Origin of the sequence: Magnetospirillum aberrantis SpK (assembly GCF_011022235.1) — a bacterium.
Lineage (GTDB): Bacteria > Pseudomonadota > Alphaproteobacteria > Rhodospirillales > Magnetospirillaceae > Magnetospirillum > Magnetospirillum aberrantis.
Map to the genome: position 1 here is coordinate 107,822 of NZ_JAAIYP010000004.1, position 26,550 is coordinate 134,371.

At 65.9% G+C, this 26,550-nt stretch carries 27 protein-coding genes; 19 read left to right on the top strand and 8 right to left on the bottom strand.

The window, feature by feature from the left end:
• Positions 1–3: 3 nt before the first annotated feature.
• The 3 genes from G4223_RS00995 to ctrA form a co-directional block, all read right to left on the bottom strand.
• Positions 4–300 (bottom strand): chorismate mutase, encoded by a 297-nt coding sequence (locus G4223_RS00995; protein ID WP_163673854.1) that lies wholly within the window; start codon positions 298–300, stop codon positions 4–6.
• Positions 301–310: 10 nt separating this feature from the next.
• Entirely contained in the window at positions 311–1,678 is a 1,368-nt protein-coding gene (locus G4223_RS01000; protein ID WP_163673856.1) for a glutamate--cysteine ligase, read from the bottom strand.
• A 73-nt stretch (positions 1,679–1,751) separates the two neighbouring features.
• Entirely contained in the window at positions 1,752–2,468 is a 717-nt protein-coding gene (gene ctrA, locus G4223_RS01005; RefSeq protein ID WP_163673858.1) for a response regulator transcription factor CtrA, read from the bottom strand.
• Between the two features lie 112 nt (positions 2,469–2,580).
• Between ctrA and fliI the strand changes: the two genes are divergently transcribed.
• The 9 genes from fliI (at position 2,581) to G4223_RS01050 (ending at position 13,221) form a co-directional block, all read left to right on the top strand.
• Positions 2,581–3,936 (top strand): flagellar protein export ATPase FliI, encoded by a 1,356-nt coding sequence (gene fliI, locus G4223_RS01010; RefSeq protein WP_163673860.1) that lies wholly within the window; start codon positions 2,581–2,583, stop codon positions 3,934–3,936.
• 26 nt (positions 3,937–3,962) lie between these two features.
• Complete coding sequence (locus G4223_RS01015; protein ID WP_163673862.1) at positions 3,963–4,433, top strand: flagellar export protein FliJ; 471 nt, start codon at positions 3,963–3,965, stop codon at positions 4,431–4,433.
• 55 nt (positions 4,434–4,488) lie between these two features.
• The gene (locus G4223_RS01020) at positions 4,489–5,598 is read left to right on the top strand and encodes an AAA family ATPase (RefSeq protein ID WP_163673864.1); all 1,110 of its coding nucleotides are present in this window, start codon (positions 4,489–4,491) and stop codon (positions 5,596–5,598) included.
• 4 nt (positions 5,599–5,602) lie between these two features.
• Entirely contained in the window at positions 5,603–6,304 is a 702-nt protein-coding gene (locus G4223_RS01025) for a DUF4276 family protein (protein WP_163673866.1), read from the top strand.
• Entirely contained in the window at positions 6,301–7,272 is a 972-nt protein-coding gene (locus G4223_RS01030; RefSeq protein WP_163673868.1) for an SAM-dependent methyltransferase, read from the top strand. The genes G4223_RS01025 and G4223_RS01030 overlap by 4 nt, the downstream gene beginning before the upstream one ends.
• Before the next feature lie 41 nt (positions 7,273–7,313).
• Positions 7,314–8,423, top strand: a complete 1,110-nt coding sequence (locus tag G4223_RS01035) for a hypothetical protein (RefSeq protein ID WP_163673869.1) — start codon at positions 7,314–7,316, stop codon at positions 8,421–8,423.
• A complete protein-coding gene (locus tag G4223_RS01040) occupies positions 8,420–9,664 on the top strand; it encodes a NupC/NupG family nucleoside CNT transporter (RefSeq protein ID WP_338086789.1) in 1,245 nt (414 codons plus the stop codon). The genes G4223_RS01035 and G4223_RS01040 overlap by 4 nt, the downstream gene beginning before the upstream one ends.
• Before the next feature lie 78 nt (positions 9,665–9,742).
• Positions 9,743–12,859: an EAL domain-containing protein gene (locus tag G4223_RS01045; RefSeq protein ID WP_163673873.1), complete on the top strand. Its 3,117-nt coding sequence runs from the start codon at positions 9,743–9,745 to the stop codon at positions 12,857–12,859.
• Positions 12,856–13,221 (top strand): response regulator, encoded by a 366-nt coding sequence (locus G4223_RS01050; protein ID WP_163673875.1) that lies wholly within the window; start codon positions 12,856–12,858, stop codon positions 13,219–13,221. Before G4223_RS01045 ends, G4223_RS01050 begins: the two co-directional genes overlap by 4 nt.
• Here G4223_RS01050 and G4223_RS01055 read toward each other — a convergent pair.
• A complete protein-coding gene (locus G4223_RS01055) occupies positions 13,209–15,710 on the bottom strand; it encodes a PAS domain-containing sensor histidine kinase (protein ID WP_241003885.1) in 2,502 nt (833 codons plus the stop codon). The two genes, G4223_RS01050 and G4223_RS01055, sit on opposite strands and share 13 nt — an antisense overlap.
• A 154-nt stretch (positions 15,711–15,864) precedes the next feature.
• Here G4223_RS01055 and G4223_RS01060 point away from each other — a divergent pair, with 154 nt between their 5' ends.
• Positions 15,865–16,443: a YqaA family protein gene (locus G4223_RS01060; protein ID WP_163673878.1), complete on the top strand. Its 579-nt coding sequence runs from the start codon at positions 15,865–15,867 to the stop codon at positions 16,441–16,443.
• Position 16,444: 1 nt separating this feature from the next.
• On the opposite strand, the gene zapE is transcribed toward G4223_RS01060, so the two are convergent.
• Positions 16,445–17,602: a cell division protein ZapE gene (gene zapE / locus G4223_RS01065; RefSeq protein ID WP_163673880.1), complete on the bottom strand. Its 1,158-nt coding sequence runs from the start codon at positions 17,600–17,602 to the stop codon at positions 16,445–16,447.
• A gap of 43 nt (positions 17,603–17,645) precedes the next feature.
• Positions 17,646–18,098 carry an MmcB family DNA repair protein gene (locus tag G4223_RS01070; protein ID WP_163673882.1) on the bottom strand — a complete coding sequence of 151 codons (453 nt, stop codon included), beginning with the start codon at positions 18,096–18,098 and terminating at the stop codon, positions 17,646–17,648.
• Between the two features lie 75 nt (positions 18,099–18,173).
• Between G4223_RS01070 and panD the strand changes: the two genes are divergently transcribed.
• From panD to G4223_RS01100, 6 genes are all read left to right on the top strand, one after another.
• A complete protein-coding gene (panD, locus tag G4223_RS01075) occupies positions 18,174–18,716 on the top strand; it encodes an aspartate 1-decarboxylase (RefSeq protein ID WP_163673884.1) in 543 nt (180 codons plus the stop codon).
• A 10-nt stretch (positions 18,717–18,726) separates the two neighbouring features.
• The gene (gene queC / locus G4223_RS01080; RefSeq protein WP_163673886.1) at positions 18,727–19,437 is read left to right on the top strand and encodes a 7-cyano-7-deazaguanine synthase QueC; all 711 of its coding nucleotides are present in this window, start codon (positions 18,727–18,729) and stop codon (positions 19,435–19,437) included.
• 66 nt (positions 19,438–19,503) lie between these two features.
• Complete coding sequence (locus tag G4223_RS01085) at positions 19,504–20,586, top strand: alpha/beta hydrolase (protein ID WP_163673888.1); 1,083 nt, start codon at positions 19,504–19,506, stop codon at positions 20,584–20,586.
• Entirely contained in the window at positions 20,583–21,008 is a 426-nt protein-coding gene (locus tag G4223_RS01090; protein WP_163673890.1) for a secondary thiamine-phosphate synthase enzyme YjbQ, read from the top strand. The genes G4223_RS01085 and G4223_RS01090 overlap by 4 nt, the downstream gene beginning before the upstream one ends.
• A 17-nt stretch (positions 21,009–21,025) precedes the next feature.
• Positions 21,026–21,613, top strand: a complete 588-nt coding sequence (locus G4223_RS01095; RefSeq protein WP_163673892.1) for a hypothetical protein — start codon at positions 21,026–21,028, stop codon at positions 21,611–21,613.
• Between the two features lie 39 nt (positions 21,614–21,652).
• Complete coding sequence (locus G4223_RS01100; protein WP_163673894.1) at positions 21,653–21,973, top strand: hypothetical protein; 321 nt, start codon at positions 21,653–21,655, stop codon at positions 21,971–21,973.
• A gap of 190 nt (positions 21,974–22,163) precedes the next feature.
• On the opposite strand, the gene G4223_RS01105 is transcribed toward G4223_RS01100, so the two are convergent.
• Complete coding sequence (locus tag G4223_RS01105) at positions 22,164–22,670, bottom strand: hypothetical protein (RefSeq protein ID WP_163673690.1); 507 nt, start codon at positions 22,668–22,670, stop codon at positions 22,164–22,166.
• A gap of 96 nt (positions 22,671–22,766) precedes the next feature.
• On the bottom strand, positions 22,767–23,267 hold the full coding sequence (locus G4223_RS01110) for an SH3 domain-containing protein (RefSeq protein WP_163673896.1): 501 nt from the start codon (positions 23,265–23,267) through the stop codon (positions 22,767–22,769).
• A 159-nt stretch (positions 23,268–23,426) separates the two neighbouring features.
• On the opposite strand from G4223_RS01110, the gene G4223_RS01115 reads away from it, so the two are divergent.
• Genes G4223_RS01115 through G4223_RS01125 form a run of 3 tightly spaced genes read left to right on the top strand, consistent with a single transcriptional unit; the run spans position 23,427 to position 26,539 of the window.
• Positions 23,427–24,413: a 2-hydroxyacid dehydrogenase gene (locus G4223_RS01115; RefSeq protein ID WP_163673898.1), complete on the top strand. Its 987-nt coding sequence runs from the start codon at positions 23,427–23,429 to the stop codon at positions 24,411–24,413.
• Complete coding sequence (gene pabB, locus G4223_RS01120) at positions 24,414–25,730, top strand: aminodeoxychorismate synthase component I (protein ID WP_163673900.1); 1,317 nt, start codon at positions 24,414–24,416, stop codon at positions 25,728–25,730. It abuts the gene before it with no gap.
• Positions 25,727–26,539: an aminotransferase class IV gene (locus G4223_RS01125; protein ID WP_163673902.1), complete on the top strand. Its 813-nt coding sequence runs from the start codon at positions 25,727–25,729 to the stop codon at positions 26,537–26,539. The genes pabB and G4223_RS01125 overlap by 4 nt, the downstream gene beginning before the upstream one ends.
• Positions 26,540–26,550: the final 11 nt, after the last annotated feature.

The window sequence follows — 26,550 nt, forward strand, 5'->3', positions numbered from 1 at the left end:
ACGTCAGCCCTCGGGCTTGATCTTCCGATAGACCTTGGCCTCGAACACGATGAACGCCTCGATCATCGAACGGTAGATGTGCTCGACCAGATCGGGCTCCATCCCCTCCTCGACGGCCATGTGCCGCACCTTCAAGATAATTTCCTCGATGCGGGCGGGATCGACCACCGCCGCCTTGGTCGCCTTGAAGCCCGCCGCCTGTTCCACATAGCCCGCCCGCTCGGCCAGAAGCGGCACGATCCTGCGGTCCAGACGGTCGATGTTCTCGCGCACCTCGGCGAGGGACTTGCACTCGGGCATGCCGGAACTCCTAATAGGCATATTCTTTGAAGATGGGATCGACGCTGCCCTGCCACCGGTCGGCGAAGGCTTCCAGCATCTCCTCGGCCGGGGTGCGCCCGGATTCGGCGATGGCCGAAAGGGTGTCGAGGAAGATGGATTCGTCGCGTCCCGAATCGTTGAGCCGACGCCGACGCTTCAGCCCCTCGGCCGACAGCGCCAGAACCTCGCGGGCCACGTCCTGAAGCGACCGCCCGCCCACCTGGGCGCGAAGCCCCAGACGCGGCACCTCGGCGCGCAGACGTTCGCGCTCCTCGATGCTCCAGCCCTTGGCCACATCCCAGGCGGCATCCAACGCCGCGTCGTCGTACAGCAACCCGACCCAGAACGCCGGCAACGCGCACAGCCGCCGCCACGGTCCGCCGTCGGCGCCGCGCATCTCCAGGTATTTCTTGAGCCGCACCTCGGGGAAAGCGGTGGTCAGATGGTCGCCCCAATCGCCCAGGGTCGGCACCTCGCCGGGCAGGGCCGGCAGCGTGCCGGCCATGAAATCGCGGAACGACTGACCCGAGGCGTCGATGTACCGGCCGTCGCGATAGACGAAGTACATGGGCACGTCGAGCATGTACTCCACATACCGCTCGAACCCCATGCCGTCCTCGAACACGAAGGGCAGCATGCCGCAGCGGTCGGGATCGGTGTCGGTCCACACGTCGGAACGGGTGGACAGCAATCCCGAAGGCTTGCCCTCGACGAACGGCGAACAGGCGAACAGCGCGGTGGCCACCGGCTGCAACGCCAGCGACGCCCGGAACTTCTTCACCATGTCGGCTTCCGAGGCGAAATCCAGGTTCACCTGGACCGTGCAGGTGCGCAGCATCATGTCGAGCCCCTTGGACCCGCGCTTGGGCATGTACTCCCGCATGATGCGATAGCGGCCCTTCGGCATCCACGGCGTCTCGGCCCGGCTCCATTTCGGCTGGAACCCCATACCCAGGAAACCGATCCCCAGACGTGCCGCCACCTGCTTGACCTGCTTCAGGTGTTCGTAGGTCTCGCAGCAGGTCTGGTGGATGCTGTCGAGCGGCGCCCCCGACAATTCCAACTGCCCGCCCGGTTCCAGCGTCACCGAGGCGCCCTGGTCGTCCACCAGGGCGATCAGGTTGTCGCCTTCGAACACCGGTTGCCAGCCGAACTGGCGCAAGCCCTCGAGCATGGCGCGCACGCCGCGTTCGCCCAGGTATTCCAGCGGGCGCAGATCGTCCTGGGTATAGGCGAATTTCTCGTGCTCGGTGCCGATGCGCCAGCGCTCGGCCGGCTTGCACCCGCTTTCCAGATATTCCACCAGTTGGCGTTTCGAGGTGACGGCTTCGCCACTGGGCTTGGCGGGTGCGGACATGTCAAGACCCTGGCTGCATGGGGTTTTTCGAGAACGAATCTAAGGCTAGCAAACCCTCAAGCGCCGGCCAGCGTCAAGCTTCGATTTGGCGCCGGCCTTCACCCTTCTCGCCGCCGTCGGGATCGCGCAGCACATAGCCGCGCCCCCACACCGTCTCGATGTAATTGTCGCCGCCGGTGGCGGTGGCCAGCTTTTTCCGCAGCTTACAGATGAACACGTCGATGATTTTCAGCTCGGGTTCGTCGATGCCGCCGTAAAGATGGTTGAGGAACTGTTCCTTGGTCAGGGTCTGCCCCTTGCGCAAGGACAGCAGTTCCAGGATGCCGTATTCCTTGCCGGTCAGGTGCAGCGGCTCGCTTCCGGCCTCGACCGTGCGGGTGTCCAGGTTGACCGACAGCTTGCCGGTACGGATCACCGACTGGGCATGGCCCTTGGAACGGCGCACGATGGCCTGGATGCGGGCCACCAGTTCGCCCCGGTCGAACGGCTTGGTCAGGTAGTCGTCGGCACCGAAGCCCAGGCCCTTGATCTTCTTGTCCGGTTCGGTCAGCCCCGACAGGATCAGCACCGGCGTCTCGACCCGCGCCGCGCGCAGGCGGCGCAGCACCTCGTAGCCATCCATGTCGGGCAGCATCAGGTCCAGCAGGATGATGTCGTAATCGTAGAGCTTGCCGATCTCGAGCCCGTCCTCGCCCAGCGCGGTGGTGTCGACCACCATGCCTTCGGCCTTGAGCATGGTCTCGATGACCTGGGCCATCATCCGGTCGTCCTCGACCACCAGCACTCGCATGGGACTGTCCCCGTTTTTAACCCCTTCAGAATATGTTAACCATAAGGGGCTATCGGGGCCACTGCAAGCTGCCGCCAGATAAGCCTCTCTGGGACAAGGGTGTTTTTCCGCCGTGAAGTTCCTGGCCCGCAATCTGATCAACGACATCGAACGCCTGACCGACGTCAGCGTCTACGGCCGCGTCGCCGCCGTCCAGGGCATGCTGATCGAGGCCGGCGGCGTACAGCGCCAGATTTCGGTGGGCGACCGCTGCCACGTGGTGGCCCGCGACGGCCGCCGCGTCCCGTGCGAGGCGGTGGGCTTCCGCAACGGCCGGGCGTTGCTGATGCCGTTCGTCGATGTCAACGGCGTCGGCCTTGGCTGCCGTACCGAGGTCCAGGATTCCGAACCCGTGGTCTATCCCGAGCGTTCGTGGCTGGGCCGCACCATCAACGCCTTCGCCCAGCCGGTGGACGGATTGGGGCCGTTGGGCCTGGGCGACACCGCCTATCCCATTCGCAACCGGCCGCCGCCAGCCGCGTCGCGCCAGCGGGTCGCCGGCAAGGTCGATCTGGGCGTGCGCGCGGTCAACTCGTTCCTGACCATGTGCCGGGGTCAGCGCATGGGCATCTTCGCCGGCTCGGGTGTCGGCAAGTCGTCGATCCTGTCGATGATGGCCAAGAACACCTCGTGCGACGTCTCGATCATCGGGCTGGTCGGCGAACGCGGCCGCGAGGCGCGCGAATTCATCGAGGACGATCTGGGCGAAGAGGGCATGAAGCGGTCGGTGGTGATCTGCTCGACCTCGGACGAAAGCCCGCTGATGCGCCGCCAGGCGGCGTATCTGACGCTGTCGGTGGCGGAATATTTCCGCGATCTCGGGCTTGACGTGCTGTGCATGATGGATTCGGTCACCCGCTTCGCCATGGCCCAGCGCGAAATCAGCCTGTCGGCGGGCGAGCCGCCGGCGTCCAAGGGCTATACCCCCACCGTGTTCGCCGAATTGCCGCGCCTTCTGGAACGCGCCGGCCCCGGCGTCGGCCAGGGCTCCATCACCGGGCTGTTCACCGTGCTGGTGGACGGCGACGACCACAACGAACCCATTTCCGACGCGGTGCGCGGCATCCTGGACGGCCACATCGTGCTGGACCGCGCCATCGCCGACCGCGGCCGCTATCCGGCGGTCAACATCCTGCGCAGCGTGTCGCGAACCATGCCCGGCTGCAACAACGCCCAGGAAAACGACCTGATCCGCCGCGCCCGGCGCCTGCTCGCCACCTACGAGGACATGGCCGAGCTGATCCGCCTGGGCGCCTATCGCCGCGGCACCGACCCGGCGGTGGACGAAGCCATCCATTACTATCCGATGATCGAACAGTTCCTGACCCAGGGCAAAAAGGACGCCACCTCGCTGCACGATTGCTATGCCGCTCTGGCCCAGATCCTGAAGATGCCGTTCGATGGCGACGGCATGGGGCGCCAGGAATGACCCCGCGCCCAAGGGGCCTTTAAGACATGGCCAAGCCGGCCAAGGGCCTGAAGACCCTGATCCGCCTGTCCAAGTTCAACGTGGACGAAAAGCGCCGCGTGCTGACCCAGCTTCAGGCGCGCGAGGAGCACGTGATCGAGGAGATCCGCAAGGGCGAGGAACAACTGAGGCGCGAGCAACAACTGGCGGCCGAGGATTCCACCGGTGTCGGCTTCGCCTATGGCGCCTATCATCAGGCGTGGATGAAAAAGCGCGACCTGATGCATCAGGCCCTGGCCGCCGTGCGCGCCGAGATCGAAAAGGCCCGCGAGGAGCTGGCCGAGGCGTTCCGCGAACTCAAGACCTATGAGGTCACCCAGGCCAACCGCGAGAAACGCGAACGCGAAGAAGCCGACCGCAAGGAACAGATCTTCCTGGACGAGGTCGGCCTGACCATGCACCGCCGCAAGGGCGAAGCCGACGCCCAAGCCGACACCGAGGAATTCGGCGGGGAGTGACTTACGGCATGATCCAGATTATCTATTCATCCACCGGAACGTTTTGGAGATTGGCATGCCCGCGCTTGAATCCATCACCATAAAAGGATTCAAGAGCATCGCCTCGGTCGAGAAGCTCCAATTGCGCCCGATCAACGTGGTGATCGGGCCGAACGGTGCCGGCAAGTCCAACTTCATCGGCGCCTTCGCATTCTTACACGCCATTCGCGAAGGGCGATTACAGGATTATGTTCTGAAAGCGAATGGGGCAGAACGAATTCTTTATTTTGGATCAAAAAATACAGATCGCGTCCTCATCAAAATCGCATTCGCGGATTGGGTCAACCAATACGAAATCACATTAGTTCCGACATCTGCGGACGAACTCGTTCCATCGGAAGAATGGGGTTACTTCTGGAACAAAAGCCGCTTCCCCAAAGGCCCGTTAGGCGAAGGCATCCGGCGCATCGGCAAGGAAGCCGGAATCAGTGCCCCCGCTCAACACGGAATATCCCGATACGTGGCAAACCATTTGGAACGTTGGCGCGTCTATCATTTCCACGATACCAGCACGTCATCGCCGATGAAAAAGACGTGCGATATCGGCGACAATCGCTTCTTGCGCCCAGACGCCTCGAATCTGGCCGCCTTCCTGTTTCGGCTCAAGGCTCAATTCCCGGCCGCCTATGGCCTTGTCCGCAGATCGGTTCAGCAGGTCGCGCCCTTCTTCGACGACTTCATTTTGGAGCCGGTCGCCCTGAAGCCCGATTCAATCCGTCTCGAATGGAAGCATAAACGCTCCGACGCCTATTTCGACGCGGCGGCCCTGTCGGACGGCACCTTGCGTTTCATCGCCTTGGCGACGCTCTTGCTTCAGCCGGAAATGCTTCGTCCGTCGGTCATCCTGGTCGATGAGCCTGAATTGGGCCTGCATCCTTACGCCATCACGCTTTTGGCATCCCTGGTGCGACAGGCGTCGGTGAAAACCCAAGTCATCCTGTCCACCCAATCACCATTGTTGCTGGACCAGTTCCCGCCCGAGGACGTCTTGGTCGCCAGCCAAGGCGATTCCGGGACCACCTTCACTCGCCTCGACGCCGACCGTTTGGCCGAATGGCTGAATGACTACAGCCTGGGCCAATTGTGGGAAAAGGGCGAACTCGGCGGCCGCCCCGGCGGAGATTGAGATCGTGACTCGTTTGCTCATTCATGTGGAGGGCGAGACCGAGGAGACATTCGTCAGAGAGGTCTTGCGCCCGCACCTCTTCGCCTACGGATACCAGCGTGTGGATGCAAGGTTGCTGGGCAACACCCGGTTGCGTTCCCACCGAGGCGGCATCCGCCCCTGGACGTCCGCACGGACCGACATCCTGCGGCATTTGTCCGAAGACAAGGGGTGTCTGGCCACAACCATGGTAGATTATTATGGTTTGCCTGTCGGGGAAGGGCGGGCATGGCCAGGACGATTAGAGGCCCGCGGACGGCCTTTCGCCGAAAAAGCCGCCGTCATGGAGAAAGCCATCATGGCCGATTTGGAGGGGCTGGCGGACTTTGCCGTTACACGCCGGTTTATCCCATTCGTGATCATGCACGAGTTCGAGGCCCTATTGTTCAGCGATTGCGAAGCCTTCGCCCGTGGAATCGGACAAGACTCGATGGCCAAGGCGTTCCAGGAAATTCGCGACCTTTTCTCTTCCCCCGAAGAAATCAACGATTCTCCAGAAACGGCCCCGTCAAAACGAGTTGAACGCCTTGTCCCTGGATACGAAAAACCACTCATGGGCACCATTGCGGCATTGGAAATAGGTCTTCCCGCCATTCGCTCCGCCTGTCCGAGCTTCCATTGCTGGCTGGAGCGGCTGGAACACTGGCCTCGGCACCCCGCGCCATGACCGATATTCCGCCGCCGCCCGCTCCGATTCCCACCGGCCTGACCGGCTATCTTGCCGCCGAGGGGTTCGAGGACGATTTGCGCACCGAACTGGGCGACACCGTGGTCGAGGAACACGGCCGGCTGTTGCTGGCCGAGGGGCCGGCCCGGCCTGTCGCCTGGGTCGCCAACGTCTGGCACGACGTGGTGCGCATCCCCATCGCCTCGATCGGCGAGGGCGCCAGGGCGTTGCGGGCGATCCAGCGCAACTGGTGGCCCTATGCCCCCATCCTGCACCGCCGCACCACGCTGATGGTGGACAAGCTGCCCAAGGTGTCGGCCAAGCCCCTGGCGTTCGGCACGCCGGCGCCCACCGCGCCGCTGGGCTCGTTCACCCTGACCGACGAGAATACCCTGTTGGCGGCGGCGCGTTGCGACAGTCCGTTTCCCAACGGCGAATGCGCCTTCGTCGAGGACAAGACGACGCCGCCCAACCGCGCCTATCTGAAACTGTGGGACGCCTTCACCCGGCTGGGCACCGCCCCCGGCCCCGGCGAGCTGTGCCTGGACCTGGGCGCCTGTCCCGGCGGCTGGAGCTGGGTGATCGCCTCGCTGGGGGCCAAGGTGATCAGCGTCGACAAGGCACCGCTGGATCCCCGCATCGCCGCCATGCCCGGCATCACGGCCCGCAAGGAAAGCGCCTTCGGACTGGATCCGCAAAGCGTCGGGCCGGTGGACTGGCTGTTTTCCGACATCATCTGCTATCCCGAGCGGCTGCTGGGATTGGTCAACCGCTGGCGGGCCAGCGGGTTGGTCCGCAACTTCCTGTGCACCATCAAGTTCCAGGGCGAAACCGATTTCGCCGCCTTGCAGTCCTTTGCCGCCATTCCGGGATCACGCGTCTTCCATCTCCACCATAACAAGCACGAGTTGACCTGGGTGTTGCTGGAACGGGACAGGGAGGTTGCCTCGCCGGAAGTGAACAGGTAAACCAATAGCTTCCGTGAATTGCCCTTGGGGGCCCTGGGGTCATGGCCGTTCCTACGCTTCCGCCGCCGGTGGACATCGACAACGACACCAAGAAGGCCATCATCGACGGCCTGAAGAAGGTACTTGCCTGCCTGCAAAAGAATGGCTTGGCCGACGAGGGGCTGACCTATCAGGACCTGATCTCGCACCCCGACGTGCTTGAGGATTTCATCGGCCAGTTCACCGCCAACCGGCCGCTGTGCGACGACATCGTCAAGGCCAAGGACGGCCAGCCGGTGCGCGACGACGACCAGATGCTGGTGTGCAACGTCTCGCTGCATCAGGTTCAGCAATTGCTGATCCGCACTTGCGCGAAAAAGGTGTTCGAAGCCGACAAGAGCGCGCACACGGTCACCGAGACGGTGACCAAGAAGGCGCTGTTCGGCCTGATCAAGAAGACCGAACAGGTCGAGGTCACCCGCGTCGGCAACGACCCGGTCGAGGAACGCAAGCTGCGCGAGCTTTACCGCTATCTGGCCTTCGCGTGGCAATTGCCGCTGCTTTCCGCCTATCGCGAACACCTGACCTATCAGCAGATCATCGAGATCGGCGACGACGTCCTGGCGCTGGCGACGCCCGAAGCGATCGCCACGGTGGGCAAGTTCGACCCCGCCACCCTGAAGAAGGTCAAGGCCGCCGCCGGACCCGACTTCACCGACATCCTGGTCAACCGGCCCCAGGCCATCGCCGGCGTCGCGGTGTGGAACCGCGACATGTACGAATTCTACCGCAAGATGCTGGGCGACGCCGCCTGGGCGTTCTTCGCCCGCGAAAAGGACTTCTTCAACGTGGTCGCCTCGCTGGACAAGCCGGTGGCGCGGGTTTACGGCGACGTCTTGTCCTTCATCTCGTCGGAAAGCCTGGCCGAGATCCAGCGCCTCAACATCGACAAGAGCGAGGTGCTGGTGACGTCCCTGCGCATGGCCTTCGGCAACCGTCTGCCGCTGGTGCTGGGGCATCCCAACTTCGCCAAGGACATCCTGCGCAAGGTGGTGGACAACCTTTTGCACATGAGCCAGGAGAAGGACAAGCTGATGGCGTCCTTCTCGCTGACCTGCAAGGCCATGGTCCCCACCGTCAACGAATGGCTGGCCAAGCAGCCGCGGCCGTGACCCAAATCCTGCACGGTATCGCTGGCGTGGCCGGCTTGCTCGCCATCGCGCTGGCATTGTCCGAGGCCCGTTCGCGCGTGTCGTGGCGCACCGTCGTCGCCGGCCTGGGCGCCCAGTTCCTGATCGCCACGCTGCTGCTCAAGGTGCCCATGGTGCGCCCGCTGTTCATGGCGCTCAACCACGCGGTGGACGTGTTGCAGGCGGCGACGCTGGCCGGCACCTCCTTCGTGTTCGGCTATGTGGGCGGCGGCCCCGCGCCCTTCGCCCTGTCCGACCCGTCCAAGGGCTTCGTGCTGGCCTTCCAGGCGTTGCCGCTGGTGCTGATCATGAGCGCGCTGTCGGCGCTTTTGTACCATTGGCGCATCCTGCCCCTGGTGGTGCGCGGCTTCGCCCTGTTGCTGGAAAAGGGTTTCCGGCTGGGCGGCGCGGTGGGCATGGCCGCCGCCGCCATGCCTTTCCTGGGCATGATCGAAAGCCCGTTGCTGATCCGCCCCTATCTGTCCCGCCTGCAACGGGGCGAACTGTTCGTGATGATGACCGGCGGCATGGCGACCATCGCCGGCACCGTCCTGGTGCTTTACGCCACCTTCCTGTCGGGCACCATTCCCGACGCGGTGGGCCACCTTTTGACCGCGACCCTGGTCAGCGTGCCGGCGGCGGTGATGGTGGCGCGCATCATGGTGCCCGACGATTCCCGCACCGACGCCGGCAAGCTGGACCACACCACCTATTCCGGCAGCATGGACGCGGTGGTGCGCGGCACCATGGACGGGCTGCACCTTCTGGGCGCCATCATCGCCATGCTGGTCGTGCTGGTGGCGCTGGTGCATCTGGTCAACGCCGGCCTGTCGCTGCTGCCCGACGTGGCTGGGGCCAAGCTGACGCTGCAACGCATGATGGGGGTGATCATGTCCCCTGTGGCGTGGCTGATGGGCATTCCGGCCGACGAGATGGCCACCGCCGGCGCGCTGATGGGCACCAAGACCGTGCTCAACGAATTGCTGGCCTATCTCGAGCTGTCCAACCTGCCGCCGGGCGCGCTGTCCGAACGCTCGCGCCTGATCATGAGCTACGGATTGTGCGGCTTCGCCAATTTCGGGTCGCTGGGCATCATGATCGCCGGACTTTCGGCCATGGCGCCCGACCGGCGCGGCGACATCGTCGCGCTGGGCTGGCGGGCCATGGCGGCCGGCACCATCGCCACCTGCCTGACCGCCGCCACCGTGGGCTTGCTGATCTGATACAACCCTGCCGCCATCGTTCGCCAGAGCACGACCTTTCGTTTACAAGGCCGCAACAATACTGCATCTTCCTTCATCATGAGTGTCGGCCAACCGTCCAAACGACTGCTTGTCATCGAGGATAATCCCGGCGACCAGCGCCTCATCGCGATCAAACTCGCCGAGGCGCAGGTGCCGTGGAAAGCCGATTTGTGCGGCACGCTTGCCGATGGCCTGCGTCTGGCCGCCGGCACCCCTTACGAATGCATCCTTGCCGATCTGGGCCTGCCCGATGCCTCGGGGCTGGAATCGGTCATCCGCATGAAGGCGCAATCCCCGGACATCGCCTTGGTGGTGCTGACCGGGTTGGACGACGAACGGGTGGCCCAGGACGCCATCCGCGCCGGCGCCCAGGATTACGTGGTCAAGTCGCTGGCCGGACTGGAGCTGCTGCCGCGCGTCATCCGGCACGCCATCGAGCGCCAGCAGGCCCAGGTGCAACTGGAGCTGTCGCACCACACCACCCAGGCGTTGCTGGATGCCAGCCACGACGTCGCCATGTTGCTGGACGCCGACGGCCGCATCATCACCCTGAACGTCCAGGCCGCCGAGCAACTGGGCCACCGCACCGAGGAACTGGAGGGCGAAAACCTGTTCGCCCTGTTGCCCAGGGGACTGGCGGCCAACCGCCGCGCCTATTTCGATCAGGCGCTGGAGACCGGCCGCACCGTCGAGTTCGAGGATTCCGAGGGCGCACGCTGGTTCGCCAGCCGCATCCTGGCGGTGGGAGAAGCCGGCGAACGGCGCTGCGCCTTCTATTCGCGCGACATCACCGCCGAGCGCGCCGCCGCCGAGAAACTGGCCGAGGCCAAGGAAGACGCCGAACTGGCCAACCGTTCCAAGACCGAGTTCATGGCGCGCATGAGCCGCGACATCCGCACGCCGCTGAACGACGTCATCGGCTTCGCCGAGATGATCTCGACCGAGATGCTGGGGGCCCTCGTTCCCGGCGGCTATCGCGATTATGCCGAAAGCATCCTCAATTCCGGCAGCCAGATCCTCAAGATGCTGGACCGCATCACCGACGTGTCCATGCTGGAATCGGCGCTGTTGAAGGATCAGGCCTCGTACCGCGATCTGGTCGAGCTGTCGCCCGACCTGATCTGCGTGTGCGTCGACGGCGTCATCGAACGCATCAACGCCGCCGGCCTTGGCATGCTGCGTGCGCCGTCGGCCGCCGCGTGCGAGGGCAAGTCGTTCGTGGACTTCGTCCACGCCGACTACCGTGCCCTGTTCGACGCCGGCCTTGAGGCCTTGTACGAGGAAGACCACCCGGTTCCGGTCAAGATCGTCACCTTCGCCGGACGCCTGCGCGATGTCGAACTGAACGCGGTGCCGCTGCGTCGCGACAACCGGCTGGCCACCCTTCTGGTCGGACGCGACACCACCGAGGTCACGGCCGCCATGCGGGCGGTGGCGGCGCGCGAACACCGCATCCGCGCCATCATGGACACCGTGCTGGACGGCATCGTCACCATCGACGACGAAGGCGTCATCGTCTCGGCCAACCTGTCGGTGGAGCGCATCTTCGGCTATTCGCTGTCCGAACTGATCGGCGCGCCGGTGGCGCTGCTGATGCCCGAACCCGACGCCAGCCATCACCAGGACTACGTTCGCCACTACATCGAAGGGGCCGGCGGCGGCGTCATCGGCATGGGCCGCGAGGTGATGGCCAAGCGCAAGGACGGCAGCCTGTTCCCCGTCCACCTGTCGGTGTCGGAATTGCGGCTCGACAAGCGGCGGCTGTTCACCGGCACCATCCGCGACCTGACCGAAAACAAGCAACTGGCCCAGCGCGTCGCCTATCTGGCCAACCACGATTCGCTGACGGACCTGCCCAACCGCACGCTGTTGACCGAACGGTTGGGTCAGGCGGTGGCCCTGGCGCGGGCCGGCGGGCAGCATGTGGCCTGTGTCACCGTCGATCTTGAAGGGTTCACCACCGTCAACGATTCGCTGGGCCGCGACGTCGGCAACGCGCTGCTGCGCGAAACCGCGCGCCGTCTGGGACAGGCGGCGGCGGCCAGCGGCGGCACCGCCGCCCGTCTGGCCGGCGACGAATTCGCCGTGGTGCTGCCCAACCTGCGCGACCTTTCCAGCGTCAGCCGGGCGGTGGAACAGGTGTGCGAGACCCTGGTCCATCCGTTCCACGTCCACGACACCGAACTGACGCTGGCCGCCGATTTCGGCATCTCGGTGTTCCCGCGCGACGGCGACGAGGCGTTGGAGCTGTTGCGCAACGCCGAGATGGCGCTGCATCAGGTCAAGCGCCAGCCCGACAACCATGTGGGCTTCTTCGACGCCGCCATGTCGTTCGCGGTGTCCGAGCGTCTGACGCTGGAACGTTCGCTCAAGGACGCGCTGCGCGACGGCCATTTCGAACTGTTCTACCAGCCGCAGGTGCGGCTCAAGGATTATCGCCTGGTCGGCGCCGAGGCGCTGATCCGCTGGCGTCATCCCGAACTGGGGGTGATCGCCCCCGACAAGTTCATTCCGGTGGCCGAGGAAACCGGCCTGATCGTGCCCATGGGGCGCTGGGTGCTGGAAACCGCCTGTCGCCAGATGCGCACCTGGACCGACCAGGGCCTGATGCCCTTGCGCATCGGCGTCAACATCTCGGGGCGCCAGTTCCGTGACGCCGATCTGGCCGAGACGGTGGCCGCCGCCATCGCCGAAAGCGGCATCGACGCCCGCCGCCTTGACCTGGAACTGACCGAGAGCATGCTGATGGCCGATGGCGAAGGCACGCTCAAGCTGCTGCGTGAATTGGCGGCGCTGGGGGTGACGCTGTCCATCGATGATTTCGGCACCGGCTATTCGTCCCTGGCTTATCTCAAGCGGTTCCCGGTCAACACGGTCAAGATCGACCGCGCCTTCGTGCGCGACCTGGACCATGACGAGGACGGCCGCGCCATCGCCAACGCCATCATCTCGCTGGCCCATTCGCTGTCCATGAAGACCATCGCCGAAGGCGTCGAGACCAAGGCCCAGGCCGCGCTTCTGGCCCGACACGGTTGCGACGAGATCCAGGGATACATGATCGGCCGGCCGCTGCCGGTGGCCGATTTCAGCGTCTTTGCCAGGAACTACCAAGAATCCACCTACAACGGTGGACAGGTCGGCGACGAGACCGACCAACGGGGAGCGGAGCCATGAGCGGGACCGTCGTCATCGTCGAAGACAACGCGATGAACATGAAACTGCTGGAACAGGCGTTGACCATCGCCGGGTACGACACGGTGAAGTCCTTCGACGGCGAAGGGCTGGTCGACCTGACCGCCGGCGCCAGCGCCGCGCTGGTCTTGATGGACATCCAGTTGCCGCGCCATTCCGGCATCGACCTGTTGAAGCTGCTCAAGGCCGACGACCGGACCAGCACCGTGCCGGTGGTGGCGGTGACCGCCTTCGCCGATCCCGATTCGGTGCAAAGCTTCCTTCGGGAAGGGTTCGATCAGGTCATCACCAAACCCATCTCGATCCGCCGCCTGCTGGACGAGGTCGAGCGTTACTGCGCCTGACCGTCCCGCCCGGTGCCGGTCGGCAGACGCACCACGATGGTCGTCCCCTGGCCGGCTTCCGACTTCAGTTCGACCTTTCCGCCGTGCAGTTCGACGAAACGGCGCACCAGCGACAACCCCAGACCGGCGCCGCTGTTGTGCACCGTGCGCACGAAGCTTTCGAACACCCGCGCCTGATCGGCGGGCGGAATGCCCGGCCCGGTATCGGCGACCACCAGCCGCAACTCGCCATCCTGACGCTCGGCGCCGACGGTGATGGCGCCGCCCGGCGGCGTGAACTTCACCGCGTTGCCGATCAGGTTGAACATCACCTGTTTCAGACGGCGCTGGTCGGCGACGATCCAGCCGACGTCCAGCGGACAGGTGAAATCCAGTTGCAGTTTCTTCTCCCGCACCCGTTCGCGTACCAGCGACAATACCGAAGACAGCATGGGGTGGACGTCAACCGCGTCCAGTTCCAGGGTCATCTGGCCGGCTTCGATGGCGGCAAGGTCCAGGATGTCCGACACCAGCCGTTCCAAGGCATGGCCGGCATCCGAGATGCCGCGCAGATAGTCGTGCTGGCGTTTGTTGAGCTTGCCGAAATATTCCGCCGACAGCATTTCGGCGAAACCGATCACCGAGGTCAGGGGTTTGGACACCTCGGCCGAGACGTTGGCGATGAACTCGCTTTTCAAGGTGTCGGCGGCGGCCAGGGCCTCGTTGCGTTCGATCAGCGCGCGTTCGACGCGGGCGCTGTCGGTGACGTCCAGGAAGGTCAGCAGCATGGCGCCATCGGGCAAGGGAACGGCGGTGCAGTCGAGGATGGAACCGTCCTGACGTTCCAACCGCCCTTCCTGCGGGGTCCGGCGATTGACCAAGGCCATCAACTGTTCGTGCGCCGCCGGCCACGCCGACGCCCGGTCGGGCCGCCCCTCGAACAGCGGGCGCAGCCGCTCCACCACCTCGTGCAGGTGGGGCTCGCCGGACAATTCGTCGGCTTCCAGTTTCCAGATACGGCCGAACGCCGGATTGGTGAGCTTGAGCCGGCCGTCGCCGCCGAACACCGCGATGCCCTCGTGCAGGTGGTCCAGCGTCTCGCGCTGAACCGCCTGGGCGGTGTGGTAGGAACGCTCAAGGGCCAAGGTATCGGTGACGTCCTCGTAGGTGTAGATCAGCCCGCCATAGGGATGCGGACTGACCAGCCGGCGCAAGGTGCGGCCGTCGGGCAGGTGCAGCAAGGTCTCGACCGGTTCGATCAGCGAGACGAAGCGCCTCAACTCCTCTTCCTTGGCGGCGCGATAATCGGCGGTTTCCGGCAACAGTCGGCGTTCGCGCAGGGCGTCGAGCACGCCGCCATAGGTCGGCGCCGAGGCCAGCCAGTCGCGGTCCAGCCGCCACAGCCGCACGAAGGCGGTGTTGAAGAAGGTCAGCCGGGTGTCGGTGGAATAGATGGCGATGGCGGTGGACAGACGTTCCAGCACTTCGCCATGGGCGGCGACGTGATGGGCCAGTTCCGATTGCAGTTCCTCGACACGGGTACGGTCCTGGGCGAAACCGGCGGTCAGGCGGGTCTCGCCCACCGACAGCGGCACCTCGATGACCGACGCCAGCAGCCGTTCGCCCGACAGCACCAGATGGAACTGTTCCGAGCGCGATTCGCCGGCGGCGCGGGCACGGGCCGCCAGGGCGCGGGCCTCGCGCACCAGATTGTCGGGAGCCAGTTCCACCTGCCCGGCCACCACCGCCTCGGGGCTGGCGGCATCGACCGCCGCCGCGTAGGCACGGTTGACGGTCATCAGCGACAAATCCTCGTCGCGCAGCCAGACCGGCATGGGCAAGGCGTCGATCATCGCCCGAAGAAACGCGGTATCGGAGGCCAACGCCTGAAGCGAACGGGCCAGGTCTTCGACCGTCCCGGCGCTTTCCGAGACGTCTTGCAGCCAGATCATGTCCGCCAGCGCCTCGCCCTCGGGGGTGGCGGCGCGCATGCCCACGACGCGGACCCGCCGCCCCCCTTCGCCCAGGCGCAGGTCGTGCTCGAAACCGTCGCCCTCGTTCCGCAGAATCCGAACCGCCGTCTCGAGAACGCGGGCGTCGTCGGTGGCGAAGGCCGCCAGCACGTCATCGAACGACGATTCGACACCACGCGGCAGAGCCAGCAGCACCGCCAGCCGGCGCGAACACCACGGCGCCCCCGGACCACCCTCGGGCCAGCAGAAAAACCCCTCGGGGCTGGTGGACAGACATTCCCCGAAGCGGGTCGCCGCGTCCTCGGCGGCACGCAGCCGGGCGGCGGCGCGCATCAGACGCCAGCGCTGCCACAGCGCGACGGCGGTAACGAAGGGAAAGGCCACGGCGGCGCCCAGGATGGCGGCACCCAGCGCCGGACTCATCACCACGTAATCGGCGGCAGCGGCGGCGACGGTTTCGTCCTGAGCCCACGCCGTGGACGCCACCGCCCAAACCATGGCGGTGGATACCAACAGCTTACCCAGGTCTTCACGCATGCTCCCTCTCCGACGGCAGGGCGCGCCCACGCCTTGGCGCGAGAGTGCCCCCCGTCCGTCCGAAAGGCAAGGGCCGGGCGCGACGTTTCGCCGTTGTCGCCGGCAAGCGCGCCTGTTAAACCCTGGCGGTCTCTTCAGACCAAGGATCGTGGCGATGCTGCAAAAGACCTATGACTGGATGATGGAAAAGGCCGCCCACCGGCACGCCGTGTGGTGGCTGGCCTTCATCTCCTTCATCGAAAGCTCGGTCTTTCCCATTCCGCCCGACCTGATGCTGATCCCCATGGTGCTGGCGGCCCCGACACGCTGGTTCCGGCTGGCCATGGTCTGCACGCTGTCGTCGGTGGTGGGGGGCTATCTCGGCTACGCCATCGGCTATTACTTCATGGACAGCATCGGCGCCGCCATCCTGGCCGCCCTGCACCTGACCGAGAAGTTCGACGCTTTCAAGCCGCTGGTGGACGAATACGGCGTGTGGGTGATCATCGTCAAAGGCGCCACCCCCATCCCCTACAAGCTGATCACCATCGCCGCCGGCGCCTTCCATTTCGACCTGGCGCATTTCTCCTTCGCCAGCTTCATCGCCCGCGGCATGCGTTTCTTTCTGGTCGCCGTCCTGCTGTGGCGGTTCGGCCCGCCCATCCGCGTGTTCGTGGAACGCCGGCTGAAGCTGGTCACCACCGCGCTGGTGGTGCTGATGGTGGCCGGCGTGGCGGTGCTGAAGTTCCTGTAGCTCAGGTCAGATGCTGGCGGATGATGTAGTCTTCCGCCTGCATCTCCATCAGCCGCGACACCGTGCGCTGGAACTCGAAGGCGCCGATGCCGCTGGGATACAGCGTCTCGGGCGGCGACGCGGCGGAACAGATCAGCGTCACCTTGTGTTCATAAAGCGCGTCCACCAGGGTGACGAAGCGCCGCGCCTTGTCCTTGTTGTCGGGCGACAGCGTCGGAATGCCCGACAAAATCAAGGTGTGGTAAAGCGTCGCCAGTTCCAGGTAATCGCTGGCCCCCAACGCGGCGCCGCACAATTGCTCGAAGCTGAAGCGGGCGACACCGGCGGCGGCCACCGGCACCGCCACCTTGCGGCCGTTGACCGAAAGCTCGTCGGGACGCGGCACCGCGCCCTCGGTCAGGCGGGCGAAGGCAGCATCCAGCTTGGCTTCGGATTCCGCGCCCAGCGGCGCGTGGTAGACCTGAAGCCCCTTCTTGCGTCCCAGCCGGTAATCGCGCTCGCTGTCCAACTGCAACAAATCCAGCCGCTGTTCGATCAGGCCGATGAACGGCACGAAACGGTCGCGTTGCAGGCCGTCCTTGTACAATTCCTTGGGCGCGCGGTTCGAGGTGATGACCACCACCACCCCGGCATCCAGCAAACCCTGGAACAGGCGGCCGACGATCATGGCGTCGGCGATGTCGGTGACCTGTAGCTCGTCCAGGCACAAAAGCCAGGCGTTGGCGGCAAGATCGCGCACCAGGGTCGGAATGGGGTCGTCGCCCTTGGCCCCGGCCTGGCGCCAGACATGGATGGCGGCGTGCACGTCGCGCATGAATTCATGGAAATGGACGCGGCGCTTGCCGGCGACGGCGGTGTTCTCGAAGAACAGATCCATCAGCATGGACTTGCCGCGCCCGACCTCGCCGAAAATGTAAAGCCCCTGTTTCGGCGCGCAGTCGACGCAATCGCCCGGCACCCATTGCAACGCCGGCCGCGCCGGCTTGCCGCCGATGCCGAAGCGGGCCAGCCAGCCGCCCTGGCCGCTGGCCGGGCGATAGCCGCGAATGGCCTTGGACAGGCTTTGCAGCTTTTCGACCGCCAGTTCCTGGGCGGGGTCGGGACGGATCTCGCCACTTTTCAGGCGGTCGCGATAGGTGAACAAGGGGCCTTCACTCATGGTGCACGAACATTACCGTTTTTGTGCGGCGCGGAAAAGGGGGTCAGGCCGGGTCGTCCCGCCCCTGGAGCCGGCGCCCGGCCACCAATCCGAAACGCAAGGTCATGGACTTGCGCCGCCCGGCGCTGAGCCGGCGTTCGGGGGCGTCGCGCATGACCTGGGCGTCAAAGGAATCGGCCACCATCACCCCCGCCTGTTCGGGCAGCAGGGCCAGGGGAAAGGCCGGATCGACACAGAAATAAAGCGCGTCCACCCAGTCCAGGTATTCCGGCCATTTGCGGTCGGCGGCCAAGTCCGCGACCCCCGACTTGACCTCGATTCCCCACAGTGTGCCATCGGGCAACAGGGCCATCAGATCGAGCCGGCGTCCCGACGGCAACCGGAACTCGGCGACCGCCGCCGCACCCAGATTGGCCAGGAAGCGTTGGGCACCGCGGGCCAGCCTTTCGCTGGCAGCACCTCGTCCTTCAACCCCGTCGCGCCCGACATCGTCCATGTTTCATCCTTGCTTTCAACCGCCGTTGGGTCTATGTCCCACCCCCAACCGCCCCAATGCCCGGACACGCCCATCATGATGAAGGTCATCCGCGCCAAGCTGCACGGCATCCGCGTCACCAGCGCCGACCTCAATTACCACGGTTCCATCACCCTGGACCCCGAGCAATGCGCGCTCGCCGGGATCTATCCCATGGAATTCGTCGAAATCTGGAACAAGAATTCCGGCGCCCGCATCTCGACCTACGTCATCTTCGGCAAGCCCGGCTCGCGCTGCTGCATCCTGAACGGCGCCGCCGCCCGCACCTGCCAGACCGGCGACGAGGTGATCATCGCCTCGGCCGACTATGTCAAGGGTCCCGAGGAGCTTTATGCCCTCAAGCCGCGCATCCTGACCTTCCTGCCCGACAATCAGGTGGATCAGGTGCTTTATTACGACGTGTTCCAGTCGGAACAGCGGCCCTATGATTTCCGTATCATGGACGCCGACAAGCATACCGTCGAGTCCTGCCACACCTGGCCCAACGTGGATGTGGCCGCCGTGCGCGCCGACCTTGCCGCAAAGGGCTGGAGCGAGGCGGAAATCGACGCCTTCGTCGCGTCGCACTTCTCGCTCTGACGGGGGAACCATGGCCGCCAAGACCGCCATCGTCCTGTTGTCGGGCGGCCTGGATTCCGCCACCACCCTGGCCATGGCCCAACAGGCCGGCTTCACCTGCGCCGCGCTGTCGTTCCGCTATGGCCAGCGCCATCTGGCGGAACTGGACTGCGCCCGCAAGGTGGCGGCCCGCGCCGGGGTGATCCGCCATGAAATCTGCGATATCGACCTGCGGGCCTTTGGCGGTTCGGCGCTGACCGCCGACATCGCCGTGCCCAAGGACCGCGACGAGGCGGCCATGGGGGCGGAAATCCCCGTCACCTATGTTCCAGCCCGCAACACCATCATGCTGTCCTTCGCCCTGGCCTTCGCCGAGGTAATGGGGTCCGCCGACATCTTCGTCGGCGTCAACGCGGTGGATTATTCCGGCTATCCCGATTGCCGGCCGGAATACATCGCCGCTTTCGAACGCATGGCCAACCTGGCGACCAAGGCCGGGGTCGAGGGACACCGGCTGACCATCCACGCGCCGCTGATGCGCCTGGGCAAGGCCGACATCATCCGCACCGGCCTGCGGCTGGGGGTGGATTACGGCCTGACCTCGTCGTGCTACGACCCGGACCCGGCGGGCCACGCCTGCGGCCATTGCGACGCCTGCCTGTTGCGGCTGAAGGGCTTCGCCGAAGCCGGCGCCGCCGACCCCGCGCCATACAGTCACAATTCATCACCTGAGCGTATTTGACAGCCTTCCCCCGCTCGCCCATCCTGCCTCGTCTGGACATGATTGACCCATCGGGGAGATAACGGTATGTCGCTGGCCGGTTTCGTGCGTGTGGCCGCTTTGGTGCTGACGGCAAGTGTCGCCGCCTGTGGCGGTGCCCAGAACGGCGCCCAGAACGGCCCGCCCGGACAGGCCGCGCAACCGGCCCGCCGCCTCGGTTCGGTCGCGGTCGAAGAGTTCACCCTGTCGGCCAAGGCCGACGGCATCGACCTTTACCTGCGCAACAAGCATCCGGCCGAATATTACGACGCCAAGCCGGGCAAGACCGTGCTGTTCCTCCATGGCGCCACCTTCCCCGGCTCGGTCACCTTCGACTTGCCGGTGGATGACGCCAGTTGGATGGACTGGATGGCCAAGCGCGGCTACGACGTCTACGCGCTCGACCTGCGCGGCTACGGCAAATCGACGCGCCCGCCGGCCATGGCCCAGGCCGCCGATTCCGCCCCGCCCCAGGTGGACGGCGAAGCCGCGCTCGACGATATCGCCAAGACGGTGGACTTCATCGTATCGCGCAGAAACGTCGAGCGGGTGGTGCTGGTCGGCTGGTCGTGGGGCGCCACCCTGGCCGGGTCCTATGCCGCCAAATATCCGGGCCGTGTCGACCGGCTGGTGCTGTACGCGCCGCAATGGCTGTCGGAGGGCAAACCGGCCGACGACGCGCCCAAGCTGGGGGCGTGGCGCGAGGTGCCTCTGGAATCCATCCGCAAACGCTGGACCCGCGACGTGCCCGGCAGCGAACGCGGCGAACTGGTGTCGCGCAGCACCGTGGACATGTTCCTGGCGGCGCTCAAGGAAACCGACCCCGAAGGCGCCCGCCAGACGCCCCCCGTCCTCAAGGTGCCGACCGGTGCGGTTGCCGACTGGCTGGCGAGTTGGGGCGCGGGCAAACCCTATTGGCACCCCGACCGCGTTTCGGCGCCGACCATGGTCATCCAGGGCGAATGGGACGCCGAGAACCCGCCGGACCAGGGTTTGTCGGTGTTCGCCGGGCTGACCGGCGCCCCCGACCGGCGCTATGTGCTGCTGGGCGAGGCCACCCATACCGTGTTGTTCGAAAAGAACCGCTATCGCCTGTTCCGCGCCGTCCAGGACTTCCTGGAGGAAAAATGAGCCTGCGTCAGGCGCGCACCACGCTTTCGGTGCGCACGCACGGCCAGGGACTGACCGACATCACCCGCGAGGTGGCGGACTTCGTCCGCCGGTCGGGCATCGCCGACGGCCTGTTGACCGCGTTCATCCAGCACACCTCGGCCAGCCTGACCGTCCAGGAGAACGCCGATCCCGACGTGCTGGCCGACCTGAATGACTTTTTCCGCCGGATCGTGCGCGAGGACCCCACGCTTTACCGCCACACCATGGAAGGCCCCGACGACATGCCGGCGCATATCCGCGCCGCCCTGACCTCGGTGCAAGTTTCCATCCCCGTCTTGACCGGAGTAATGGCGCTGGGTACCTGGCAGGGGCTCTATGTGTTCGAGCACCGCGCCCGTCCCCACGACCGCCGCGTGGTGCTGCACCTGTTGGGCAGTTGAACACACGGAGGATTGCGGTGAAGACTTGGTTGCCGGCGGCCATCCTGGCCCTGCTGGCCGCGCCTGTGCTCGCGGCCGATCTCGACCTTCCCGAACCGCCGCCCGGCGACTGGCTGGCCCAGGCCGACCTGTTCGGAGCGGTCGCCCAATCGGCGGACGACGACCGCGTCGTCGCTTGGGAAACCCGCCACGCCAACGCCTTGTCGGCCGGCTACCTGTTCGACCTGGCACGGCGCCTGCTGCCCCGCGATCCAGACCGGGCACTGGAATGGTATGTGGTGGCCCAGGTACGCGGCCGTTACGACGCCGGCCGCTGCGTCGACGACACCGCCGAACGCGCCGTGTCGCGTCTGGCCCGTCAGGCCAATTCCGTGTTGCGTTATGGCGAGGCACGGCGCGCCGAATTCGCCGCCGCCGGACAACGCGCCATGGCGAGGCCCGATTTGCTGGCCCATACCGTCTCTCCCGACTGGATCTGCGCCCAGGGGCTTTCCGGCATGGGCGGACGCAGTGCCGGAACCACGCCGCCCGCCACCTGGCCCAAGCTGGAAAACCGCCTTCGCAGCGAATGGAGCCGACAGTTCGAGGCCATGGCGCGGCGCTGAGCCGGAGCGTATGCTGGAACCAGCCCCGGAGGCGACGCTATGCGAATACTTGCCCTGGCGATGCTGGTGCTGGCCGGACCCGTCCTGATCCAGGAACCCGCCCTGGCCCAGGAAGCGACCGGCACCACCGCCGACACCACCTTGGAACGCCAGTCCTGGCGCGCCCAGCAAACCATCCTGACCCCGGCCGAACGGCGCGAGGGCGAGCGCCGTCTGGACGCTATCGACCTGAGAGCCAAAAGCGACCCGCGCGCCGCACGCGACATGCAGCGCATCTGGGAAGCCGACCGGGCGCTGGGCACCCAGAACCGCCCCGGCCCCGGCGGACCGTCGCTGGTGGGACCCGGCGACCGGAACTAATGCCAAATCCCGATGAGAGGAACTCATCGGGATTTGGTTAGGCCCCTCTGCCGAAGGCGGACATTGTCCGCGATGGGCCGCGCGGCTTACCGCCAACGCTGGGACTGACATACAAGGGGGCCGGGGATCGGAAGCGATCAGCGAAACTTGCGACTAGGCCCCGCCGGGAACGGCGGGGCCTTTTTCGTGCTCAATTGTGGGTGCTGACGATCTTCCACGCCCCGTCCGGCTGGCGGCAGGCGGTGCCATAGGCGTGTTCGCTGCGGCCGCCGATGGTGACGTCTTGCTGGAACTCGCGGCAATAGGCGCCGGAGCTGTCGGTGCCATCGCGCACCGCCACCACCGACCCGCTGGCGCCGCCATCGTTCCAGACGATGCGCTGGCCGATAGGGGCGGTGGCCGCCTGGATCTGGGCGTATTCGTGCGCCCGGCGCTGCTGTTCGGTCATCAGGTCCAGCAAGGACAGGGTGATGGCGGTGAAGGCCAACCATTGCCAGGCGTCGGAATCGCCGCGATAGGGGCCGTAGCCGGGATGCCAGTGGTGGGGCCGTGGGGCGGGGCCACCATGCGGCGCGGGGCCGCCGGGACCGCCGCGCGGGCCGGGATCGCGCGGGTCGAACGGCTGGGCCAGGGCGGAAGAGACGGTGGCCGCAAGAGTGACGGCCAGGGCAAGGCGAGAGAAGAAACGGCGGAACATGGCGTGGGTATCCAGGGACGAAAAAGTCCCCCCTTCGCATGGTTCAACGCGCGGGCGCGTGTTTCCCTGCGCGCGGCCGCGCGTTTTCTCCCGGATCTACTCGATCCACTCGCTTTTGTAGACGCCCCACATCTCGTCGCGTTTCAACCATCCCTGGCTGCGCTCGATCTCGACGCGGCAGAAGTCGCGGTTGCGGGGGCATTGCAAGATGCGGCCGAGAACGCCGGCCTCGACCACCGCCACCGCGTCCGAGGCTTCGGAATCCGAGGAGCGCAGGGTGTGGGACTGGCCGATCACCACCATCATGCGCCGGCCGGTCAGCATGGATTGGTGCACCCAGCCCTCGGTGCCCTGCCAATCGCGTATCTTGCGCCAGGCCTCGAATTCGGCGATGACTTCTACAGGCAGATCCTTGCGGGCGTAAATCCAGTCGATGGGATAGCGCACGCCGGGACCGGTCCGCAAATTGACCTCGTCCGAACGCAACGAGACGAAGCGGGGCAACGGCAACCCGCTGGTTTCGCCGGCCAAGGTGGGGGTCGCAACGAACAACAACCCAAGTCCGACACCAATCGCCAAGCGACGTCCCAGGTTCATCCGCGCCAAGTCCCCGAAAATGTTTCCCATCATTTGCATTATAGGGGTGGACCGGTCCACGCGGTCAAGGAGCGCACCGCTGTAACACTATCACTGGACAAGACTTCGCCATCTTGATAGGTCGAGACACTCGAACGGGGTCCCGGGAGGAGAAAAGCAATGCCACAAAAGAAGCCCCTCGTCGTCGTCACCAGAAAGCTGCCCGACGCCATCGAAACACGCATGATGGAATTGTTCGAGACGCGGCTCAACCTCGACGACCGTCAGATGACCAAGGCCGAACTGATCGAGGCGGTCAAGGTCGCCGACATTCTGGTCCCCACCATCACCGACCGAATCGACGCGGCCGTTCTCAGCCAAGCCGGCACCAACCTCAAGCTGATCGCCAATTTCGGCACCGGCGTCGACCACATCGACCTGGCGACCGCGCGCCAGCGTTCGATCACCGTCACCAACACTCCCGGCGTGCTGACCGAGGATACCGCCGACATGACCATGGCGCTGATCCTGTCGGTGCCGCGCCGTCTGGCCGAGGGCGAACGGCTGATGCGTTCCGGCGACTGGCACGGCTGGAGCCCCACCTTCATGCTGGGCCACCGCATCTGGGGCAAGCGCCTGGGCATCATCGGCATGGGCCGCATCGGCCAGGCGGTGGCGCGCCGCGCCAAGGCGTTCGGCATGTCCATCCACTACCACAACCGCAAGCGCGTCCATCCCGACATCGAGCACGAGCTCGAGGCCACCTATTGGGAGAGCCTGGACCAGATGCTGGCGCGCATGGACGTGATGACCGTGCATTGCCCGCACACCCCGGCCACCTTCCATCTGTTGAGCGCACGCCGGCTCAAGCTGATGCAGCCGCATTCGTACCTGATCAACACCTCGCGCGGCGAGATCGTGGACGAAAACGCCCTGACCCGCATGCTCCAGCGCAAGGAAATCGCCGGGGCCGGCCTGGACGTGTTCGAACACGAACCGGCGGTCAATCCCAAGCTGCTGGAAATGGACAACGTGGTGCTGTTGCCGCATCTCGGGTCGGCCACGCTGGAAGGCCGTGTCGACATGGGTGAAAAGGTCATCGTCAACATCAAGACCTTCGCCGATGGTCACAATCCGCCGGATCGCGTGCTGGCCAGCATGCTGTAAGTGATCCGGGAGGTTCTGGATCTGGCGGCGGCCGACGCGGTCGCCGCCTTCGCCCCCTTGGCCGACGATCCCCTGGCGGTGCTGCTGGACAGTGCCGCCTTGGGCGATCCCCGTTCCCGGTTTTCCTATATTTGCGCCGATCCGGTCGAGGTGTTGACCGGAGCCGACGCCCCCTGGCCCCGTCTGCGGGACGTTCTGGCCCGGCGGCGGCAGGCGCCATTGCCGGGCTTGCCACCCTTCCAGGGGGGCGTGGCCGGCTGGCTGTCCTATGACCTGGGCGGCACGCTGGAACGGGTTCCGCCCCACCGTGTGGTGCCGCCGGCTTTTCCCGCTTTCGTGCTGGGGGTGTTCGACGCGGTGGCCGCCTTCGACCACCATGCCGGCCGGGCCTGGGTGGTGGGTGAGGCCAAGGCTGCGCGGCGGCTGCATGCCCGTTTGAGCGACCCGCCGCCGCTGCCGCCCGTGGATTGGGAATTGGGTGTTCCCGCCACTCCCGACCTGGAGCGTACCGAGTACATGGCCCGGATTGCCCGCGTGGTGGACTACATCCGGGCCGGCGACGTCTTCCAGGCCAATCTGGCGCAGCGTTTCGCCGCCGGCCTGCCACCCGCTTTGGCGCCCTTCACCCTGTACCGTCGCATGCGGGAGCGTGCGCCGGGGCCGTTCTCGGCCTATGTGGCGGGCGGCGGCATGGCGCTGGCCTCGGTGTCGCCGGAACGTTTCCTGGCGCTCGACACCCAAGGCCACGCCGAAAGCCGCCCGATCAAGGGCACCCGCCGACGCGGCGGCGACCCGGCCGAAGACGCGGCGCTGGCCGTCGAATTGGCGGCCAGTGGCAAGGACCGGGCCGAGAACCTGATGATCCTGGATCTCATGCGCAACGATCTGGGTCGGGTCTGCGCCATCGGCAGCGTCAAGGCCCCCCAGCGCATGGCGCTTGAAACCTTTCCCGCCGTCCATCATCTGGTGTCCGCGGTCACCGGCACCTTGCGCCCCGGATTGGGCGCGGTCGATCTTGTGCGGGCGTGTTTTCCGCCCGGTTCGATCACCGGCGCCCCCAAGGTCCGGGCCATGGAAATCATCGCCGAACTGGAAAGCGCCCCGCGCGGACCCTATTGCGGGGCTTTCGGCTGGATCGCCGACAGCGGCGCCATGGATTTGGCGGTGGCAATCCGCACGCTGGCGGTCAAGGATGGGATGGTGGTGGTCCATGCTGGCGGCGGCATCACCGCCGACAGCGTCCCGGCCGCCGAATGCGACGAAACCCTGGTCAAGGCGGCGCCCATGCTGGCGGCGCTGGCAGGAGGGCGGCCATGAGAACTGTCTTGAACGGCCAGGTGATCGACGCGGCCGAGGCCCGCCTGTCCATCGCCGATCGCGGCTTTACCCTGGGGGACGGATTATTCGAGACCGTCAAGGTGGTGAACACGCGCCCACTGCGCCTGGACGCCCATTGGCGGCGGCTGGCCGAGGGGGCGAAGGTGTTGCGGCTGACCCTGCCGTTGGACCGCGCTGGATTGGACCATGCCGTCGCCACGGTCCTGGAGGCCAACGGGCTGGGCTCGGCCGCCCTGCGGTTGACCGTCAGCCGTGGGCCGGGCGTGCGCGGTCTGTTGCCGCCCGATCCCGCCACGCCCACCTGGGTTCTGACGGCCGGACCGTTGCCGCCGGTTCCAGGGCCGGCGCGGGCGGTGGTGGCGCAGAGCGTGCGCCGCAATCCCCATTCGCCGCTGGCCCGGATCAAGGCGCTGTCATACCTGGATAACGTGCTGGCGCGCATCGAGGCCGAGGAACAAGGCGCCGACGAAGCGGTTCTGCTCAACACCAATGGCCGGGTGGCGGAAACCACCATCGCCAATCTGTTCGCGGTGCTGGCCGATGGCACCATGGTCACCCCGCCGGTCGCCGAAGGGGCGCTGCCCGGCGTGCGCCGCGCCGAGATGCTGGAACGCGGGCTGGCGGTGGAGCGGCCGCTGGATTTGGCCGAGGTGGAGACGGCGCGAGAGGTATTCCTGACCAACGCCTTGTCGGTTCGCCCGCTGGTGGCGCTGAACGGACGCCCTATCGGCGATGGCATGCCGGGACCCTTGACCCGGCGGCTGGTGGATGGCATGGACGGCGGCTGATTTGTTGCGGG